Below are 19,201 nucleotides of genomic sequence, written 5' to 3'. Positions count from 1 at the left end.
TTTAGCAGTTTATCATATCCTAAATCCTCATAACCCAGCGAACGGAGAAATAAGCTCTTGCATGATCTTTGATTAGCGATCGCTGTGGAAATTGATCAAAATAAGAAAAGATAGATCAAGTTATAAACAGCAGATTTTAAGGGATTGGTAGCGATATTTGAGCCACAGGCTAGGTAATCACATCTATTGACACCCTTGCAAAGCGTTCCATCAAAAGTTACACTTTTTAAAACATTCTCATTTTTGATTAGCCATCGCCCAAACACTAAAACAGCAACTTCTTGACAAAAGTAGTGAAGCTATGGTAGTGAGTCGGCATAGGAAAACTCAAAATTAGCAATAAAAAAACTCAGAGGATTCTCAGCCCAGTGGATTTCACTCCTGAGCGCCCCAGTAAAAAAATTGCTTTGAAAATCACCAATCCAGGAGGAGTTTAGTCAATGGGACTACCTTGGTATAGAGTACATACCGTCGTTTTGAATGATCCAGGTCGTCTAATTTCAGTCCATTTGATGCACACAGCCCTAGTAGCAGGCTGGGCTGGCTCAATGGCACTTTACGAACTAGCAACTTATGATCCTAGCGATCCAATCCTTAACCCCATGTGGAGACAAGGGATGTTCGTACTCCCCTTCATGTCACGCTTAGGCGTTACCGAATCTTGGGGTGGATGGAGCGTCACCGGTGGACTAGCAAAAGACCCCGGTTTCTGGTCATTTGAAGGCGTTGCTGCTGCTCACATTGTTCTCTCTGGGTTATTATTCCTAGCAGCCGTTTGGCACTGGGTTTACTGGGACTTAGAACTCTTTAGAGATCCCCGCACAGGCGAACCCGCCCTCGACTTGCCAAAAATGTTTGGCATTCACCTGTTCTTATCCGGTTTACTTTGCTTTGGTTTTGGTGCATTCCACCTAACTGGACTATTTGGACCAGGAATGTGGGTTTCTGACCCCTACGGCATAACTGGTAGCATTCAAGCAGTAGCACCAGAATGGGGTCCGGCTGGGTTTAACCCATATAACCCCGGTGGCGTAGTGGCTCACCACATTGCTGCCGGTGTAGTTGGCATTATCGCTGGTTTATTCCACCTCACCGTTAGACCCCCCGAAAGGCTCTACAAAGCCCTACGGATGGGTAACATTGAAACAGTCCTTTCCAGCAGTATCGCGGCCGTATTCTTCGCCGCTTTCGTCGTAGCTGGTACTATGTGGTACGGTAGTGCTACCACCCCCATAGAATTGTTTGGACCCACCCGCTATCAGTGGGATCAAGGCTACTTCCGTCAAGAAATTCAGCGCCGTGTGCAAACAGATGTTTCCCAAGGTGCTACCCTGACTGAAGCATGGGCAAAAATTCCCGAAAAACTCGCTTTCTACGATTACGTAGGCAATAGTCCCGCCAAAGGTGGTCTATTCCGTACAGGAGCGATGGTAAAAGGTGATGGTATTGCTCAATCTTGGCAAGGACACGCAGTATTCACAGATGCAGAAGGACGAGAATTAACAGTCCGTCGTCTGCCCAACTTCTTTGAAACCTTCCCCGTAGTTTTGACCGACAATGATGGAATCGTCCGCGCTGACATTCCCTTCCGTCGGGCAGAATCCAAGTATAGTTTTGAACAAACCGGCGTTACCGTTAGTTTCTACGGTGGCGATCTCAATGGCAAGACTTTTACTGAGCCTGCTGACGTTAAAAAGTATGCTCGTAAAGCCCAAGGTGGCGAAATATTTGACTTTGACCGGGAAACATTAAACTCTGATGGTGTATTCCGTACATCTCCTAGAGGTTGGTTTACCTTTGGTCACGCTGTATTTGCTCTGTTATTCTTCTTTGGTCATATTTGGCACGGCGCTCGCACAATCTACCGCGACGTATTTGCTGGTGTAGAAGCCGATTTAGAAGAACAAGTCGAATGGGGTCTATTCCAAAAAGTGGGTGACAAAACAACCCGCCGGAAAGAAGCTCTCTAATTTCTGGGGAATATTGGGGCTTTAAGGATCACTCCTTTCCCCTGTTCCTCCCTTTCCCTTGATTACTAGGAACTTTTAATATGGAAAGCGTTGCATACATTTTGATTTTGACCTTGGCAATTGGTGTTCTCTTTTTTGCGATCGCCTTTCGTGAACCCCCCCGCTTTGAAAGAAGAGAGAAGAAATAATTAGCAAAATTCCCAGGGAATATACACCCCACATCCGTTGCTACCACAGCAGTAGTAACGGATATGTTTTTCAAATTAAGCAAATTAATAGTTGAACTAATGACTAATAACTCAATATATGATATAATGGTCTATCTGGAAGTTGATATGTGTTAACACCAGCTTTTATAAGCTAGGATAAAAAAAATGTGGGACTAGACTATCGTCAAGCACCTTACATAAAATAATGCACTTATGACACAACCTTTACGGAGACTAAAACCAGGAACAAATTAGCATGGTCAATCAGAACTTAACCATAACCGCTACAGAAATTGGATTCACTCACGAAGATTTCGCTGCTCTACTTGACAAGTACGACTATCACTTCAGCCCTGGTGACGTTGTACCAGGTACAGTATTCAGTATAGAGCCGCGCGGCGCTCTGATTGACATAGGTGCTAAGACAGCAGCATATATACCGATACAAGAAATGTCTATTAACCGGGTAGATGCCCCGGAAGAAGTCTTACAGTCAAACGAAACACGGGAATTTTTTATCCTCACCGATGAAAACGAAGATGGTCAGCTAACCCTGTCCATTCGTCGGATTGAATACATGAGAGCCTGGGAGAGAGTACGGCAGTTGCAAGCAGAAGATGCTACTGTCCGCTCTGGCGTATTTGCTACCAATCGTGGGGGTGCATTGGTCAGAATCGAGGGATTACGAGGCTTTATCCCCGGTTCTCATATCAGTACACGCAAACCCAAGGAAGATTTGGTAGGTGAAGAACTACCATTGAAATTCTTAGAAGTAGACGAAGAGCGTAACCGCTTAGTTCTCTCCCATCGTCGGGCGCTGGTTGAGCGGAAGATGAACCGCTTGGAAGTTGGCGAAGTTGTGATTGGTACTGTTCGCGGTATTAAACCTTACGGTGCATTTATCGACATCGGCGGTGTCAGTGGACTACTGCACATCTCGGAAATTTCCCATGAGCATATTGACACACCTCACAGCGTCTTCAATGTCAATGACGAAGTAAAAGTCATGATTATTGATTTAGATGCAGAAAGAGGTCGGATTTCCTTGTCTACCAAGCAACTAGAACCAGAACCCGGTGACATGATTAAAAACCGTGATTTGGTTTATGATAAGGCTGAAGAAATGGCAGCTAAGTATCGGGAACAAATGTTAGCTAAACAGCAAGGTATTGTTGTTGCACCTGTGGAAGCCGTAGAAGCAGTTGAAGCAGTTGAAGCAGTTGAAGCAGTTGAAGCAGTTGAAGCAGTTGAAGCAGTTGAAGCAGTCGAAGCAGTCGAAGGTGTTGCACCTGTTGAAACGGAAGTTGTAGATGCTGCACCAGTAGAAGTTGCACCTGTGGAAGCGGAAACTGTAGCCGAAGAAGAAATTCCACCAGCAACAGAAGATAATAGTGACGTTCCAGTAGCTATTGAAGGGTAATATATTTGTAGTTTTAAATATCTACAAATTAAACTATTAAGAGGGCTTTTCCCTCTTTTTTTATTAACTTTTTTAAATGGAGGTTGCATCTTTTGGTAACGATTCAATGTAAAAATATTACGTTTCCTAATATTCAAGCAATACTATTTGATAAAAATGGTACATTAGAAGATTCAGAAGTTTTTTTAAGGGCGCTGGGACAAAAAGGAGCGCGGATCATAGACGCGCAGATTCCGGGAGTTGGAGAACCTTTATTAATGGCTTTTGGTATTAATGGAGATACTTTAGATCCAGCAGGTTTAATATCCGTGGCCAGTCGTCGAGAAACAGAAATTGCAGCGGCCGCTTATATTGCTGAAACTGGGAGAGGATGGTTTGAATCAATAGCGATCGCTCGTCAAGCCCTAGAAGAAGCACAACAATACATTGATCAAACCCCTTCACCCTTATTTGTCGGTAGCTTAGATGTTTTAAAATACCTATCAGCAGCAGGGTTAAAATTGGGTATTCTTTCAGCCGCATCATCTGAAAATGTGCAGAAATTTGTCGCTATTCACCAATTAAGTGATTATATTCAATTATCCATGGGAGTTGACGAAGGACCAAGTAAACCAGATCCAATCCTATTTTTACAAGCTTGTCAAGCCCTGGGTGTAGAACCAAGAGCAACACTAATGGTAGGTGATTCTGCTGGTGATATGCAAATGGCTCGTAATGCTCATGCTGCTGGTTGTATAGGTATTACTTGGATTGGTAATTCAGGTAATGTCAAAGGGGCAGATGTGGTAATTAATCAGCTTGATCAAATTCAGATTGTCGAAGATTAGGAGAATAAGTAGGTTGGTGTTAAAAATTGTTGTGGGGATTAAGTAGGGTTCTATTGCCATACACCCTGACTTTTCTTGACTTATGCTAAAATAGAAGATGAAAAACTACCAAATGTGTTATTGATGCTGTGATTGATTAGACAGACCTCAACGATGAGCATAGAGCATATTAATAAATGACATCGCAAATTTTTTCAGCATCAGACCCCACGAGTAGTTATAATTTCCTATAAGTTGAAAAAACTCTTAAGATTAGCGTAACAATTAGATTAAGATAAAAATTACGCTTCTATTTAACTGATTAACCGACAAACAAACTAGGAGGACTATAATATGGCGCTTGTACCAATGCGGCTGCTTTTAGATCACGCGGCTGAGAACGGCTACGGCATCCCAGCTTTTAACGTTAATAACTTAGAACAGATTCAAGCAATCATGAAAGCGGCGGCTGACACAGATAGCCCCGTTATTTTACAAGCTTCTCGCGGCGCACGTAACTATGCCGGTGAAAACTTCTTGCGCCACCTGATTTTGGCGGCGGTAGAAACCTACCCTCAGATTCCCATTGTCATGCACCAAGATCATGGTAATGCGCCTTCTACTTGCTACTCAGCAATTAAGAACAACTTTACTAGCGTCATGATGGATGGCTCCTTGGAATCTGATGCTAAGACTCCAGCCAGCTTTGAGTACAACGTTAAAGTTACCAGCGAAGTTGTGAACGTAGCTCACTCTTTGGGTGTCAGCGTTGAAGGTGAACTAGGTTGTTTGGGTTCTCTAGAAACCGGTGCAGGTGAAGCTGAAGATGGTCACGGTTTTGAAGGTACTCTTGACCATTCTCAATTATTAACTGACCCCGATGAAGCTGTTAGCTTTGTAGAAGCAACTCAAGTAGACGCTTTGGCTGTAGCGATCGGTACAAGTCATGGTGCTTACAAGTTTACCCGTAAGCCTACTGGCGAAATTTTGGCTATTAGCCGCATTGAAGAAATTCACCGCCGTTTACCTAACACCCATTTGGTAATGCACGGTTCTTCTTCTGTACCCGAAGATTTGATTGCATTGATTAACCAATTTGGTGGTGCTATTCCTGAAACCTACGGTGTACCTGTAGAAGAAATTCAAAAAGGCATCAAGAGTGGTGTTCGTAAGGTAAATATCGACACCGATAACCGCTTGGCTATCACTGCGGCTGTCCGTGAAGCTTTGGCTGCTAATCCCAAGGAATTTGATCCTCGTCACTTCCTCAAGCCTTCGATTAAATATATGCAGAAGGTTTGTGCTGACCGTTATGTACAGTTCGGTACTGCTGGTAACGCAAGCAAGATTAAGCAAGTTTCTTTAGAAGATTTTGCTGCTAAGTATGCTAAGGGCGAATTGGTAATGAGAGCGGCTGCTAAAGTTTAATTTGGCAGGATGATAATTGGGGTGTAGCGATGCTATGCCCCAAAAATTTTATTGACTCCTGACTCCTGCTATATTTGATCAATTGCTAATCGCTTCAACCACTTTTTGAGAAACAAAGGGTAAAATTTCCCGATTTTTAGCCTGTGCTTTACCTTCTGTAAATACAACTAACAAATAAGAACGTTGGTTTGGTAATTCGATATAAGCCGCATCATGACGCACTGAACTTGTCCAACCAGCTTTTGACCAAATTTGACTATTTTCAGGTAATCCACCCCCTAGAAAGCCTCTTACCTGGTCTTCGTCTCCATTTTCGGGTAATTCGTGAGAGTTAAGGTTGCGTTTGAGTAAAGCCATCATAGATTGCGATCGCCCACTAGAAACCGCCACTCCACCAACTATACTATGTAATAATCGGGCAGTCCCATTGGTACAAAGCATATTCCGATTTTCAAACATCTCTCCATAAAAAGCCCGTTCCCGTCCATAGGGTCCATCACCCCAAGTCTTTTGGCAAACATTAATACTCTTCATTTCTTCCCACCGCAAAGACTGGTAATAGCGATTCACAATCTGACGCTGATATTTCCAAGTCTCAAAGGGTCCGGGGGCTAATTCTGCACCGGAAGTAGTCCCACTGAGGACATCTACAACTAAGCTGGTGGCATCATTGCTAGAATCAACTATCATATCACCCATGGCTCGTTCCAATTCTTTGGAAGTTTGGCTCATGCCTTTTTCTAGCCATTCGTGCATAGCCACCAGATAAAATAATTTAACCACACTAGCAGGATAGATGCTCTCTAAACCGCGATAATTAAACCCCCGCACAGGATGATTCCAAAAAGCATTAGGAGTCAGCGCCCCTCCTGTATTTACGGGTACGGGAGGATCGTAAACTATCCAAGTTAAGGCAATTTGATTAGGGGCTAAAGTAGGAAATGCTGCCCAAGTTGCTTCTAAAATGCTATTACCTAGCTTTTCTAGCTGTTCGTCTTGATTAAAAAATACCATTTTTAGTTACTTACCTGAAAGAATGATGAATAATCCTCAATCCCACATCCCAAAATTCAAATTAGCAGAATATCAGTGTCTTGCTGACCTAAATATATATGATTCTTCTGAGTGTATACGCTTGGCAACTCAAGCCGCTACTGGGCGACATTTACGGGTAACATCAAATGATCAAGATTTAGCTATGGGGGTATATTTACTTGAGGATGATTATCCTGGGTGGGTATCTGTTGCTGATTGGGGTTTGTTACAACTTGTTACTGTACCTTATCAGGCTTCAACTTTGTTGGAATTTGAGATTAAAAATTTGCTCCCCCAGGTCATCAGTTTTACCCATGCAGCAATGCAAGAACCTAATTATTACCTTTGGGGTGGAACTGTACCGCCAAATTACGATTGTTCTGGATTAATGCAAGCGGCTTTTGCTTCCGTGGGTGTGTGGCTACCGAGAGATGCTTATCAACAAGAAAGTTTTACTCAACCAATTCCTATCAGTGAATTGCAACCAGGGGATTTAGTATTTTTTGGTACTCCCGCAAAAGCTACCCATGTCGGTTTATCTTTGGGCGATCGCTATTATATCCACAGTTCTGGAAAAGAGAAAGGACGGGATGGAATTGCCATTGATCAACTTTCGGAACAGGGAGATATAATTAGTCAGTCATATTATCAACAGTTACGGGGGGCTGGTAGAGTTGTTAAGAGTTATCAACCACAGATGTTGGTAAGTAGATCAGAACAATAAAACCAAATTTAGCTTAATGAAAAATATCAAACGTGCAATTAATCTAGTTTGGCAAAGTTCTCCAAAGTGGATGATTGCCAATATAACTTTTAATTTCATTCAGAGTATATTGCCTATTGGATTACTGTACATAATCAAACTAATTGTAGATCGCATTGCTTTGAGTATCAGCATTAAAAATAAACAGGAGATTTTTGCTGATATTATCTTGCTGTTGATCAATGCTGGTGTAATTATATTGTGGAATAACCTTAATACTGTAATTACTGAATTATGCTCAACAACCTTAGCACAAAAAGTTACAGATTATATGCAGATCAAAATTTTTCAGAAAGCGATCGCCATTGATTTAGAATCCTACGAAAGCCCTGAAAAACAAGATATCTTAGAACGTGCTACATGGGAAGCCCCACACCGTCCCACCCGAATGTTAAGCAATTTAACTACTGCTTTTCAAAATGTTGTTTCTTTAATAGTCATCTCTGGAATATTAATCTCCTTAAATTGGCGGCTATTTGCAATATTATTACTTGCTTCAATACCGACAATGTTCATACGCTTTTGGCAATCAAAATCCATCTACAAGTGGCAACGTCGTCAAACTGAGATAGAACGTAAAGCCAACTACTTTGGACATTTACTATTAGGAGATCAACCGGCAAAAGAGATTCGACTATTTAATTTAGGTGATTTTTTTATTCAAAGATTTTATCACATCAGACAACAACTGTTTAAAGAAAAACTTGTTATTACAATTCGGCAATCTCTCATGCGATTAATTTCTCAAGGTTTTACTGGGCTGTTGATGATCGCAACATATTTATTTATTATACATCAAACAATTTACGGCAAGTTTCAATTGGGTGATTTAGTGTTGTATAGTCAAGCCTTCCAGAGGGGACAAAATGCCTTGAGAGAGTTGATTTCTAGTTTAAGTGGACTGCATGAAAATAATTTATTTCTTTCGGATATATTTAACTTTTTAGCTCTCAAAAATGGGATAGATGAAACTATGTATCCCAAACCAATGCCATCTAAAATACAACAGGGTATTGTTTTTGATAATGTTAGTTTTAGACATCAAAATTCTTCAAGGAAGGCAATCAAGCAAGTTAATCTTAAAATTGCCCCTAAAGAAGTAATTGCACTGGTTGGAGAAAATGGTTCTGGAAAAACTACCCTAGTTAAATTGTTGTGTCGTCTTTATGATGTAACTAGCGGTAGTATTACTATTGATGGAATTAATGTTAAAGACTTTAAGATTAATGATTTACAGCGTCAGATTAGTGTAATTTTTCAAGACTATAACTGTTATCAACTAACAGCAAAAGAAAATATCTGGCTTGGTAACATTGATTTATCACCTGATTCTCCAAAAATTATAGAATCATCTCAATATTCCGGCGCTGATGCTATTATCAAAGATTTACCTCAAGAGTATGAAACTCAGTTAGGTAAATGGTTTAAGGGTGGAGAACAATTGAGTGGTGGTCAGTGGCAGAAAATAGCCTTGGCTCGGGCTTTTTTGCGAGATGCTCAGTTAGTAATATTAGATGAACCGACTAGTAGCCTGGATGCCTATGGAGAAGCGGCTGTATTCCAGAAGTTTCGCGAAATAATGGGCGATCGCGCTGTCCTTTTGATTACCCACAGACTAGCTAATGTGAAAACAGCAGATCGAATTTATGTATTGCATGAGGGCGAAATTGTAGAAAGTGGAACTCACGATCAACTTATGTCTCTCAATGGTAAATATGCTGATTTATTTACGATTCAAGCTAAAAATTATCAATAATCTAGGAGTCAGAATTACAGGATTAAACCCGCATTTCTCACAAGTTCCGCGAAGGCATTCCCCATAATCCTTACCCAAATTAGGTTTCAGACATTTTTGACAGGTTATTTTTTGATGCAGTGTGAAAAACCGGAATCTAGATTTTATAAGGCTTTGAGAATTGTGGTGATAAATCCGGGAAAAATTTGTTCTTCTCATTTCTCTGTGTTCTCTGTGCCTCTGTGGTTAGTTTAAAAAAGAGTTTCGGCTTAACTCAACTGTGTTGGATTAAAACAAAAAATTACTCACCAATAACCAATCATGGATAAGATAGTATCTAAAAATTCTGAAGTAATCGCTTTACTTGCTTGTCTAAAATTCCATTTTCACACCACAACCCTCAACGAAATCAATGAATTATTAAAAGATGATCTTAACTGGTCTGAATTGATAGAAATTAGCATCGCCCAGGGTATAATGCCCTTGTTTTATCAAAGTATTAAGGAAGTTGATTGTGTACCGCACTCAGTCATGGTACAACTACAAACACTCAATCGAATGAATGGATTAAATAACTTATCTCAAACTAGAGAACTATTAAGAATTTTAACCCAATTAGAAAAGGCAGGAATTGAAGCGATCGCTTTTAAAGGACCAGCACTAGCAGCATCAGCTTATGGTAATGTGACTTTGCGCCAGTTTAATGATCTTGATATTTTGGTGCGGAGACAGGACTTTTGGACAGCTAAAGCAGTTTTAATTAGTCAAGGCTATCACTCTAATCACTCAGAAGAGGCTGAAATTGATGAAGTTGAGAGAACTTTGCAAATTTCTTTGTCTGATAAAACCCCGGAAGCAGCAATGTTTAATGCCAGATTTGAACCATCATTACTGCATAGCAACCCACAACGTAGTATAGACTTACATTGGGGTATTCCACCTAGACGAGCTTGGAACTCTAATCATTACGATCGCCTGTGGGAATATCGTCAACCGATGACGCTCATGGGTCAATCTATCACAACATTTATTCCTGAAATAGGCTTAATTATTCAAAGTGTGAATCTGGCTAAAGATCATGGAATATTGCGATCGCTTAAACAAATTTGTGATGTTGCCCAAGTGATCCAAGCATATCCTGATTTAGATTGGCATTTAACCCTGCAAATATCTTCAGAGTTGCGATGTGAGAAACTTTTTTTACTGGGAATTTACATCACCCAAAATGTCTTAAATATTTCTGTACCAGATCATATTGAATCAAAATTTATTCAGATTAGATATCTTGACACAGATATTTCGTTGATTAATTCTTTAGAGAGTAATTTACAGCAAATCTTCTATCAAAATGGAATCCTATTGCCTATCCGCAATCTGTACTTGGCATATATTTTACCGTTAAAAACACTAGATGGATCATTAAATCGTTGGTGGTTTGATCAATCATTTTCAATAATTTTATTATATTTGTATTTTTTTGTGAGAAGATTATTTTTACCTAATGAACGCGATCGCCAATTTTTAAAACTTCCTCAGCAATTATTTTTTCTGTATTACTTTGTCCGTCCCATCCGCGTATTACTAGAGTACCTGCTGCCAAACATCTATGAATCTGGAACTAAACAAAAACAATAACCCGGCTTTAACCCAATTTAAATTAGGAAATGCTTGGCAATTACGTGGTGACTTAAAAAATGCTGGCGATCGCTATCAGGAAAGCTTAATATTGCAACCAGACTTTTTACCTGCTTATCAACAATTGGGAAACCTGATGCTCAAGCAAAGACGGATAGCAGAAGCAATTGAATACTATGATCAAGCTTTAGCCATTGACTTTAATGCCACTGATCTTTCATTTTATTATCAATGTTTAGGCTGGCGCAAAAAAACTAATTCTACACAAATGCCTCCAAATAGGAAAGCAGAAAACCTGTATTTCCCTACCGAAAAACAACAAAATATAACCACAGGAAAAATTAATCTCGGACAACAAAAAGTTTTTGCTCCTCATCGTAGTGGGTGGAATTTTGCAATTCAAGCGATCAGTTCTTTACACAATCCCCAAGGTATTTTGTTTGATGGCTTCTTAGAAAATCAATTCCTCTTTCAAGATCATAGATTTGGTAAGAGAACGCCCCGGATATTAGAAAAAATGCGGGCTGATGGAGTTTTTCAGAGTTTAGCAAACTCAGAAGAAAAGGGCATTATCCCTTATAAAACTCCTTGGGTGGGGTTTCTGCACAACCCCCACAGGATGCCCATCTGGTTTCATTATTATAGATCACCCAGAAAACTATTTGAGAACCAAATTTGGCAAGATAGTTTGCCTCACTGCGTGGGATTGTTTGCACTCTCTAACTATTATGGCGATTGGCTAAAGAAAGAAACAGGCAAACCAGTTTCGGTATTAATTCATCCCACTGAAACTCCCGAAAAACAATTTGATTTTCATCAATTTCTCGCTAATCCTCAGAAAAAAGTAGTGCAGATTGGTTGGTGGTTGCGGAAGTTACACTCAATTTATCAATTACCTCTAGCTAAAGGTAACTCTCTTGGTTACGAAAAAGTCAGATTAGGTTTTTTGTTTGAATCATCAGAACAGATATTAGCTCAACTAATGAAAATTGAAGGGAAGATTTATAAAATTCAAGTTGATCCAGCTTATGTTGAGAATACAACTGTTATCAAACATATTCCCGACGATGCCTATGATGAGCTACTATCCAGGAATATTGCCTTTGTGGATCTGTATGATTCTAGTGCAAATAATGCCATAATTGAGTGTATCGCTCGTGCTACACCTTTATTGGTAAATCCTCATCCGGCGGTGAAAGAATATTTGGGTGACGACTATCCGATGTATTTCCAGACGCTAGAAGAGGCCGCAGAAAAAGCATTGGATACTGTGTTAATTCTAGAGACGCATCAGTACCTAAAATCTTGTGAAACTAGACATAAACTTTCGGCTGATTACTTTCTGGAAAGCTTGTGTAAAAGTGAAGTATACAGGAGTATTTAATACTCTAATATACAATTGTCTTTGGTTATAAAAAACTAATTTATGGAGGTAATAGATGGAATTTTCTAAACTTTCACAATTTTATATCAAGCGTCCTGAACTCTATCAACAGCACCTTAAAAAATATACTCAACACACTACAACATATTCATTAATTTCAACTAAACCGCCTATTTTTTACTTATCATGCTCTCCCAATGATTCGGGACACGCACCTTTTACATCAATATTCAATTATCTCCAAAATGAAAATTCTTATTTTTTGAAAACTTGGTGCTGGGATATGGAGGATACCGATGAAGTTGAAAAAATTAGACAACTTGAAATCCAACATCTTCATCAATACCCTAAACATAAATTCATTCATTTATGTAATACATTGCAGCAGCAAAAGATTTTTCAAGAATATGAATTAAATGCTTTTTTTTGTAATCAAAATTCTCTAATAGATGAAAGAATTTTTCGACCTATCTCTTCTATTAATAAAAAATTTGATGCTGTTTATGATGCAAAATTAACTAGGTTTAAAAGGCATTATTTAGCAAAATATATTGATAGTATTGCTTTTGTTTATTATTATGATGTTGTTAAAGATGTGAATTGTTATCAAGAAATTAAGTCACTATTCCCTCATGGTCACTTTTTTAATCAAGCTTTATTTCAAAACTATAAACTTTTACCACCATCTACCGTTAATGAATGTTTGAATGCTTGTAGAGTAGGACTCTGTTTATCTAACATTGAAGGTGCTATGTATGCTAGTATTCAATATTTATTAAGCGGTTTACCAATTGTTTCAACTAAAAGTAAAGGTGGACGAGATGTATTTTTTGATGATGAGTATGTATTAATTGTTGCCGATGATCCAGAAGCAGTGAAAGAAGGTGTGGATAAATTAATTCGGCGAAATATTTCTCCTGATTATATTCGTTATAAAGTTATCGAAAAAATCAAACAACATCGTCTCATTCTAATTAATATCATTCAAGGTATTTATGATCAAGAAGGGATTCCAAGGAATTTCGCATTGGAGTGGGAACATATATTTTTTAATAAACTTTTTCAACTTCAAAAACCCGAAAAAGCAATTAAACAAATTGAGTTGAGAAAGGCTTAATTTTATAATATCCTTATTCAAGTAATAAAGGTTTTGCTATTTAACCGTCTATTAATTGCACCTTTCCTCTTTCTGATCCTCAATTGAATTTATGTTGACAAATGACTCAAAATTCTCCACTAATTAGTGTTATTATTCCCTGCTATAATCGCGATCGCTATTTAGCTGAAGCTATCGAAAGTGTTTTAAATCAAACCTATCCTAGCATCGAGTTAATTGTGATTGATGATGGATCGAGCGATCGCAGTGGCGAAATTGCCCAAAGCTATCCCTTAAAATATCACTATCAAACTAATGGTGGCATCGGTGCTGCTAGAAATGCTGGAATTGCTCTGGCTAATGGTAAATTTCTCGCCTTTCTGGATTCTGATGATATTTGGGTAAAAGACAAACTAGCAAAACAAATGGCCGTCTTTATTGCTAACCCAGATATAGAAGCAGTCTTTGGCCATGCTCAAAATTTTTATAGCCCAGAACTAGATGAAAACTTCAGAAGCAGGATTCGCTGTCCAGAAAAACCAATTGCGGCGCATCTTTCTACTGCTATGTTGATCAAGCGATCGGCTTTCTTGAGAGTAGGAAATTTTAACACCAATCTCAAAACAAGTCCTGATATTAGTTGGTATATCTGGGCGATGGAACATCAACTTCAACAAATTACAATTCCAGATGTGATCTATTACCGCCGACTACATGAAAGCAATAATGGAATTACAGAACGTCAATACGCAAATGAACGACTGCACCTGATTAAAGCCAAGTTAGATCGACAACGTACAAAACAGAGACTTTTAAACCCAGAATCTTAGGTATTTACAAAACTGTCATGTTTAACTTTTTGAGAACCCGTGAATCGACGATAAAGAAATTGATTTTATTAACCGGTGCGGCTGGGAAGATTGGCACATCTCTACAACATGAACTGGATGGTGATTATGAGTTTCGTTGTATTGATCGCCTTCATGTTCCCCAAACCAAAGATTTTCGTCGTGTGGATATCACTAATTTTAAGGCTGTTCTTAAAGTTATGACTGGTGTGGACGCGGTAATTCATCTAGCAGCAAATCCTAATGTTGACCAACCTTGGCAAGATGTTTATAATAGCGGGATCAATGGCACTTACAACATATTTGAAGCCGCCCGTCAATCGGGAGTAAAAAAAATTATCTATGCCAGTACCTATCATGTTTCAGGATGGCGGGAAGTAGAAGGAGAATCTAACATTACACCAGAACAAACTGTGCGCCCTGATTCTTTGTATGCAGTGGGGAAAGCATTTGGTGAAGCATTAGGGCAATATTTTAGCGATCGCTATGGGATGTCGGTGATCTGTTTGCGGATTGGCTGGTTTCACACTAAACCGAAAATTTATGCTCCCAATGATCCGATATTATCAAATTGGTGCAGTTCTAGAGATTTAGCACAAATAGTTAGGCGATCGCTAGAGCATGACAATCTTGGTTTTCAGATTTTTTATGCAGTTTCTGGCAACACCCGCCGCTATTGGGATATCACCAATGTTCAAAAACTGTTAGGATACGAACCTGAAGATAATGCGGAAATCTACTTCAGGAGTTTTCTGAGCTAAATTAAAGAAATATCTTTGCTTTTAGGAAAATAATGAGTCAACCCCTCGTTAGTGCTATTATTGCAGTTCAAAACGGCGAAAAATATTTAGCTCAAGCAATCGACAGTATTGTTAGTCAAACCTACCCAAAAGTTGAGATATTAGTCATTGATGACAAGTCTACCGATCGCACAGCAGCGATCGCTAAGGGCTATCCTCAAGTTGTATACTTGCGCCATACTGGTAGGGGTTTAGCTGATGCCTGGAATACCGGACTAAATGCTGCTAAAGGAGAGATAATTGCCTTTTTAGATCATGACGACTACTGGGCTTCTAATAAGTTAGCATTACAGGTAGATTACTTAATTCAACATCCAGAAGTCCAGGCTGCGATCGCTCATTGCTGCTTTATCTTAGCCGACCCAACACAACCTATCCCCACCGGTTTCAAATCAAAACTACTCCAGAAAGAACAGGTTGCCAGAATACCGGGGACTTTAGTAGTATATAAAACAGTCTTTGATTTGATCGGTCAGTTTGATCCAAATTTAACAATTGCCAGCGATGTAGACTGGTTCGCACGGGCAAAAGACCAAAATATATCTATGTTTGTAATACCTGAAGTCCTTCTCTACAAAAGGGTTCATAATAACAACCTTTCTGCCAATGCCATTGTTAACAATCAAGAAATTTTAGGTATTTTAAGAAAATCAATTAAAAGACAAAAGACTAATCTTCTATGAGTTACGCATTGACAGAATCTATTAAATAAGCATTATCAATTCTATCTCTTGTAGGGTGCGTCAGACCCGATAATTGAGCATCTAACAGACTTCCTCTATCTGACGCACCGCACTAATATGGGATGACAAAAGCGTGAAACTAGGCAATTTCCTTCATACATATCATCTGCATTTTGTACAGTGCGTAAGTCCTATCTTCTATAAAAAAACGGATTACTTAAATTTGGGCATATCCAAACATTACAAATACTTAAAAAAATGTTGAACCGTCGCCATCAGTAGACTATTGACGCTGACGCTGAAGAGATTGTTTAAGTATTTGCATAATCTCTTCTTGATTAGTCCTAACATTGGCAGAAAGATTATTGGTATGCACACGTTTATGAAGCAAAACTTGTGGTATGTATGCTGCACTGATTTGATCATCCTTTGCCCTAGCAAACCAATCAACATCACAGCCAATAATAAAATTAGGATTAAAATTACCTATTTGTGCAAATAAAGACTTACGAACCAATAATGTTCCTGGAGTGCGACCAACTTGATATTCTGGAAATTGTTGACACTTAAATCTATTTGGCAGCTTACATCCTGATTCTAAAAATAACTTGAGATTGGCATAACTATATTGAATGTTTGGGGAGTTTGTGAAAGCCCTTATTTGAACCTCCAATTTATCCAAAGTCCAATAGTCATCATGATCAAGAAAAGCGATTAATTCGCCAGTTGCATTGTCAATACCAGTATTTCTTGCATTGGCTAAACCTTTTCCTTGTTGATTAATATATCTAACGTTGGGATAGGATTTCGCAATGTTACCTGTATTGTCTGTTGAATGACCATCTACCACCAGAATTTCATCAGCTTGATGAGTTTGTTTAATTATACTCTCTATTGCTTTTGATAGATAACATTGTCCGTTCTGCACTACAACAATCACACTAATTCTCAACTCTTGCATAATTTTGTTTTTAGCAAATTAATTGGGTATTTATAATTTAATTTGAGCGGGATTTACGGATCAGCGATTCCCGAAAAATTCTTAGGGTACGAGATGAAGCCGTTGTAATCATTTGCCAAGTTAAGTTAGAGCCATGCAGTCTTCTCAAGGTTAAAGGTATGGGGAGAATAACTAAAGAAATTTGAGCATCTTTAACTCGACAGAACCATTCTGTATCTTCACTGGGGAAAAAGGGAGGGGAAAAATCTCCAATTTCCCTAAAAACTGCCTTGTGTACTACGATTGAACTTAGAACCATGCCATTAGTTTCGCCAAGTTCTCGCTCTGATTTAAACCAAGTTGGAACTTGAGTATCTGGTTCTAGGAAACTAAAAACATTTGTAGCCGTAATCCTGATCTCTGGGTTGTCCATCATGTATTTCATTTGGACTTTCAGCTTATTCGGCTTCCAATAATCATCTGCATCCAAAAAGGCAATATATTCACCCGTGGACTGAGCGATCGCCATATTACGAGCTACGGCTGCACCTTGATTTGATTGATAAAAATATTGTACTTCTGGATAACTACGCACAATGTCAGCACTGTTGTCTGTTGAGCCATCATCCACAACAATAACTTCGATTGGGCAATAGGTTTGAGCAAATACACTGTCAAGTGTTGCGGCTATATAATTAGCGTAATTATACACTGGGATAATGACAGTAACTAAAGGATTATCTTCCATAACTTATTTAGATAGTTTTTCTAAAAACCGCGTTTGATTAGGTGTTTAATACCTGCTAAAAAAAATTGATTGATGTATTTGGATTCATTTTAACTTCTAATTTCACTGTGGTACTAATCCCAATTAAATTTTTGACCTAAGAATTGCTCTAATGCTTGATTATGAGGCTTAAAAAATACGCTTAAATCTTGACTTAGAGATTCCGAAACAGGAGCGTAATAGCCTTTATTTTCAATGGGATAGCTAGGAAGTTTATAGGGCTTTACCCCCAGAAACTCAAAAATCTGATTGACGTTAGTATTCGGGTCTTTAAACAAATCTTCACTTTTTAAGATCAAAAATTGCTCTCTGGGAAACCATTCTAACCATTCCTGAATAAATTTTAAATATAAACCCCAAATAAGGTAACGTCTGCCAATCTGAGAATTTACCCAATCTGTTTCCGGGTGTGTCTTGAGGAAATCTAGTTCTGAAATTAGGGCTGTCTCTAAAGAACGATCTTCTCGTGCCTGTGCCACATTCATATAGTAGTGGGAAACTGCTCGATCAATGGGGTTACGCAGCAGTAAAATCAGTTTTGTCTGGGGAAAAACTTGAGCTAGTCGTTCAGATGCTTTGGAATAAAACAAATAAAATGGTGTTGCTTCTCCAGTAATCCAAGTTTGATCTGGGGAAATTTGTGGAAAGTGAGAACAGTACCAATCTAGACCTCTATCAAAACTTCCCTGGCGATTGATCCAAAAATTAATTTCTTTACGGATAGCAGGTAAAATTTGTGGATGTTTTGTTAAATAACTATAAAGAGAAGTTGTTCCTCCTTTAGTAATGCCGATAATGATAAAATTGGGAGGAGTCAGGGTTGTGATGTTTTGGGAAGATGTTTTAATATGAGGATGGGATACTTGGATCAACATTTGACTGGCTTGACGGTAAGCAGCGATCGCTTCAGGAATCTGATTTTGTTGTGTTAAAACATCACCCAATCCTCTATAAAATTCTGATACTTTAGGGTTATGTTTAATCCCATATTTCCATGCTTTAGCATCCTCCTCGTGCTGCCCCGTAGACTGATAAGCTTCAGAAAGAAATTGATAGGTGTAATAGTAACAAGGATCGATTGCGATTGCCTGTTGAAAGGCTTGAATTGCCTCTTCCCAATTTTTTTTTCTCAGCAAAGCTTTACCCAAATAATAGTGAACCCAAAAAATATTAGGATCTACTTTAATTGCATTTTTACAGGACTTTATCACCATATCCCATTGTGACATTTGCAAAAATGACTCTGCCATTTCTTGGTAAGCAGAGAAAAACTCTGGATTGATTGCCACTGAATTTTGATAGGCAGATATGGCTAATTCAAAGCGTCGTGATTTTTTCAGCGTATTTCCTAAGCAATAATAGACTTTCCATGGTTCAGGATGTTTATGGGTAATTGCCTTTTCATAACAAGCGATCGCTGCTGGGTAATCTTTCCTCTCTGCAAGAAATTTTCCTAGCTGAAAGTGAGGTTCTGGTAATGTTGGTTTCAGTTGGATCACTGCCTGATAATAGGTAATTTTTAATTTGTTTCGCAGTGTTCCCAAAATCCGCTTTTTCTGCTTTAAAGTTTGGAGTAAGTTCATGGTAATGAATTATTTTTTTGATTGTAAATGTTGTAATTGGTGAAATCAGTAAAGTAACAGTTTATCCGACTGAAAAAAT

The 19,201-nt window shown here is 38.7% G+C and carries 17 protein-coding genes; 13 read left to right on the top strand and 4 right to left on the bottom strand.

Annotated features, from left to right (window positions below):
- The first annotated feature begins 440 nt into the window (after nucleotides 1–440).
- From psbB to fba, 5 genes are all read left to right on the top strand, one after another.
- Entirely contained in the window at nucleotides 441–1,970 is a 1,530-nt protein-coding gene (gene psbB, locus VB711_RS19010; RefSeq protein WP_323287798.1) for a photosystem II chlorophyll-binding protein CP47, read from the top strand.
- Between the two features lie 80 nt (nucleotides 1,971–2,050).
- A complete protein-coding gene (locus VB711_RS19005; RefSeq protein ID WP_323287797.1) occupies nucleotides 2,051–2,158 on the top strand; it encodes a photosystem II reaction center protein T in 108 nt (35 codons plus the stop codon).
- A gap of 277 nt (nucleotides 2,159–2,435) precedes the next feature.
- A complete protein-coding gene (locus VB711_RS19000) occupies nucleotides 2,436–3,599 on the top strand; it encodes a 30S ribosomal protein S1 (RefSeq protein WP_323287796.1) in 1,164 nt (387 codons plus the stop codon).
- 92 nt (nucleotides 3,600–3,691) lie between these two features.
- Entirely contained in the window at nucleotides 3,692–4,426 is a 735-nt protein-coding gene (locus VB711_RS18995) for an HAD family hydrolase (protein WP_323287795.1), read from the top strand.
- Nucleotides 4,427–4,759: 333 nt separating this feature from the next.
- Complete coding sequence (fba, locus tag VB711_RS18990; RefSeq protein WP_323287794.1) at nucleotides 4,760–5,833, top strand: class II fructose-bisphosphate aldolase; 1,074 nt, start codon at nucleotides 4,760–4,762, stop codon at nucleotides 5,831–5,833.
- A 78-nt stretch (nucleotides 5,834–5,911) separates the two neighbouring features.
- On the opposite strand, the gene VB711_RS18985 is transcribed toward fba, so the two are convergent.
- A complete protein-coding gene (locus VB711_RS18985; protein WP_323287792.1) occupies nucleotides 5,912–6,847 on the bottom strand; it encodes a serine hydrolase in 936 nt (311 codons plus the stop codon).
- 22 nt (nucleotides 6,848–6,869) lie between these two features.
- Here VB711_RS18985 and VB711_RS18980 point away from each other — a divergent pair, with 22 nt between their 5' ends.
- From VB711_RS18980 to VB711_RS18945, 8 genes are all read left to right on the top strand, one after another.
- Nucleotides 6,870–7,592 (top strand): C40 family peptidase, encoded by a 723-nt coding sequence (locus VB711_RS18980; protein WP_323287791.1) that lies wholly within the window; start codon nucleotides 6,870–6,872, stop codon nucleotides 7,590–7,592.
- 16 nt (nucleotides 7,593–7,608) lie between these two features.
- On the top strand, nucleotides 7,609–9,387 hold the full coding sequence (locus VB711_RS18975) for an ABC transporter ATP-binding protein (protein WP_323287790.1): 1,779 nt from the start codon (nucleotides 7,609–7,611) through the stop codon (nucleotides 9,385–9,387).
- A gap of 300 nt (nucleotides 9,388–9,687) precedes the next feature.
- Nucleotides 9,688–11,001 carry a nucleotidyltransferase family protein gene (locus tag VB711_RS18970; RefSeq protein ID WP_323287789.1) on the top strand — a complete coding sequence of 438 codons (1,314 nt, stop codon included), beginning with the start codon at nucleotides 9,688–9,690 and terminating at the stop codon, nucleotides 10,999–11,001.
- Complete coding sequence (locus VB711_RS18965) at nucleotides 10,973–12,385, top strand: tetratricopeptide repeat protein (RefSeq protein ID WP_323287788.1); 1,413 nt, start codon at nucleotides 10,973–10,975, stop codon at nucleotides 12,383–12,385. The genes VB711_RS18970 and VB711_RS18965 overlap by 29 nt, the downstream gene beginning before the upstream one ends.
- 55 nt (nucleotides 12,386–12,440) lie before the next feature.
- Nucleotides 12,441–13,502 carry a glycosyltransferase family 1 protein gene (locus tag VB711_RS18960; RefSeq protein ID WP_323287787.1) on the top strand — a complete coding sequence of 354 codons (1,062 nt, stop codon included), beginning with the start codon at nucleotides 12,441–12,443 and terminating at the stop codon, nucleotides 13,500–13,502.
- Between the two features lie 101 nt (nucleotides 13,503–13,603).
- Nucleotides 13,604–14,311, top strand: coding sequence for a glycosyltransferase family 2 protein (locus VB711_RS18955; protein ID WP_323287786.1), 708 nt, complete (start codon nucleotides 13,604–13,606; stop codon nucleotides 14,309–14,311).
- A gap of 17 nt (nucleotides 14,312–14,328) precedes the next feature.
- Complete coding sequence (locus tag VB711_RS18950; protein WP_323287785.1) at nucleotides 14,329–15,090, top strand: NAD(P)-dependent oxidoreductase; 762 nt, start codon at nucleotides 14,329–14,331, stop codon at nucleotides 15,088–15,090.
- Between the two features lie 32 nt (nucleotides 15,091–15,122).
- Nucleotides 15,123–15,812, top strand: coding sequence for a glycosyltransferase (locus VB711_RS18945; protein WP_323287784.1), 690 nt, complete (start codon nucleotides 15,123–15,125; stop codon nucleotides 15,810–15,812).
- 283 nt (nucleotides 15,813–16,095) lie between these two features.
- Here the strand turns inward: VB711_RS18945 and VB711_RS18940 are convergent, their stop codons facing one another.
- The 3 genes from VB711_RS18940 to VB711_RS18930 form a co-directional block, all read right to left on the bottom strand.
- On the bottom strand, nucleotides 16,096–16,773 hold the full coding sequence (locus tag VB711_RS18940; RefSeq protein ID WP_323287783.1) for a glycosyltransferase family 2 protein: 678 nt from the start codon (nucleotides 16,771–16,773) through the stop codon (nucleotides 16,096–16,098).
- Between the two features lie 37 nt (nucleotides 16,774–16,810).
- Nucleotides 16,811–17,500: a glycosyltransferase family A protein gene (locus VB711_RS18935; RefSeq protein WP_323287781.1), complete on the bottom strand. Its 690-nt coding sequence runs from the start codon at nucleotides 17,498–17,500 to the stop codon at nucleotides 16,811–16,813.
- 113 nt (nucleotides 17,501–17,613) lie between these two features.
- Nucleotides 17,614–19,122 carry a tetratricopeptide repeat-containing sulfotransferase family protein gene (locus VB711_RS18930; RefSeq protein WP_323287780.1) on the bottom strand — a complete coding sequence of 503 codons (1,509 nt, stop codon included), beginning with the start codon at nucleotides 19,120–19,122 and terminating at the stop codon, nucleotides 17,614–17,616.
- Nucleotides 19,123–19,201 lie beyond the last annotated feature (79 nt).

The sequence above is a fragment of the Cronbergia sp. UHCC 0137 genome, from assembly GCF_034932285.1.
Classification (GTDB): Bacteria; Cyanobacteriota; Cyanobacteriia; order Cyanobacteriales; family Nostocaceae; genus Cronbergia.
The sequence above is the reverse complement of the archived record's forward strand: the minus strand, read 5'-3'. Positions and strand labels throughout refer to the sequence as shown.

What these genes read in the sequence shown, in the direction of transcription:
- psbB (WP_323287798.1), top strand. Translation starts at nt 441, where the DNA reads ATGGGACTACCTTGGTATAGAGTACATACCGTCGTTTTGAATGATCCA.
- VB711_RS19005 (WP_323287797.1), top strand. Translation starts at nt 2,051, where the DNA reads ATGGAAAGCGTTGCATACATTTTGATTTTGACCTTGGCAATTGGTGTT.
- VB711_RS19000 (WP_323287796.1), top strand. Translation starts at nt 2,436, where the DNA reads ATGGTCAATCAGAACTTAACCATAACCGCTACAGAAATTGGATTCACT.
- fba (WP_323287794.1), top strand. Translation starts at nt 4,760, where the DNA reads ATGGCGCTTGTACCAATGCGGCTGCTTTTAGATCACGCGGCTGAGAAC.
- VB711_RS18985 (WP_323287792.1), bottom strand. Translation starts at nt 6,847, where the DNA reads ATGGTATTTTTTAATCAAGACGAACAGCTAGAAAAGCTAGGTAATAGC.
- VB711_RS18980 (WP_323287791.1), top strand. Translation starts at nt 6,870, where the DNA reads ATGATGAATAATCCTCAATCCCACATCCCAAAATTCAAATTAGCAGAA.
- VB711_RS18975 (WP_323287790.1), top strand. Translation starts at nt 7,609, where the DNA reads ATGAAAAATATCAAACGTGCAATTAATCTAGTTTGGCAAAGTTCTCCA.
- VB711_RS18970 (WP_323287789.1), top strand. Translation starts at nt 9,688, where the DNA reads ATGGATAAGATAGTATCTAAAAATTCTGAAGTAATCGCTTTACTTGCT.
- VB711_RS18965 (WP_323287788.1), top strand. Translation starts at nt 10,973, where the DNA reads ATGAATCTGGAACTAAACAAAAACAATAACCCGGCTTTAACCCAATTT.
- VB711_RS18960 (WP_323287787.1), top strand. Translation starts at nt 12,441, where the DNA reads ATGGAATTTTCTAAACTTTCACAATTTTATATCAAGCGTCCTGAACTC.
- VB711_RS18955 (WP_323287786.1), top strand. Translation starts at nt 13,604, where the DNA reads ATGACTCAAAATTCTCCACTAATTAGTGTTATTATTCCCTGCTATAAT.
- VB711_RS18950 (WP_323287785.1), top strand. Translation starts at nt 14,329, where the DNA reads ATGTTTAACTTTTTGAGAACCCGTGAATCGACGATAAAGAAATTGATT.
- VB711_RS18945 (WP_323287784.1), top strand. Translation starts at nt 15,123, where the DNA reads ATGAGTCAACCCCTCGTTAGTGCTATTATTGCAGTTCAAAACGGCGAA.
- VB711_RS18940 (WP_323287783.1), bottom strand. Translation starts at nt 16,773, where the DNA reads ATGCAAGAGTTGAGAATTAGTGTGATTGTTGTAGTGCAGAACGGACAA.
- VB711_RS18935 (WP_323287781.1), bottom strand. Translation starts at nt 17,500, where the DNA reads ATGGAAGATAATCCTTTAGTTACTGTCATTATCCCAGTGTATAATTAC.
- VB711_RS18930 (WP_323287780.1), bottom strand. Translation starts at nt 19,122, where the DNA reads ATGAACTTACTCCAAACTTTAAAGCAGAAAAAGCGGATTTTGGGAACA.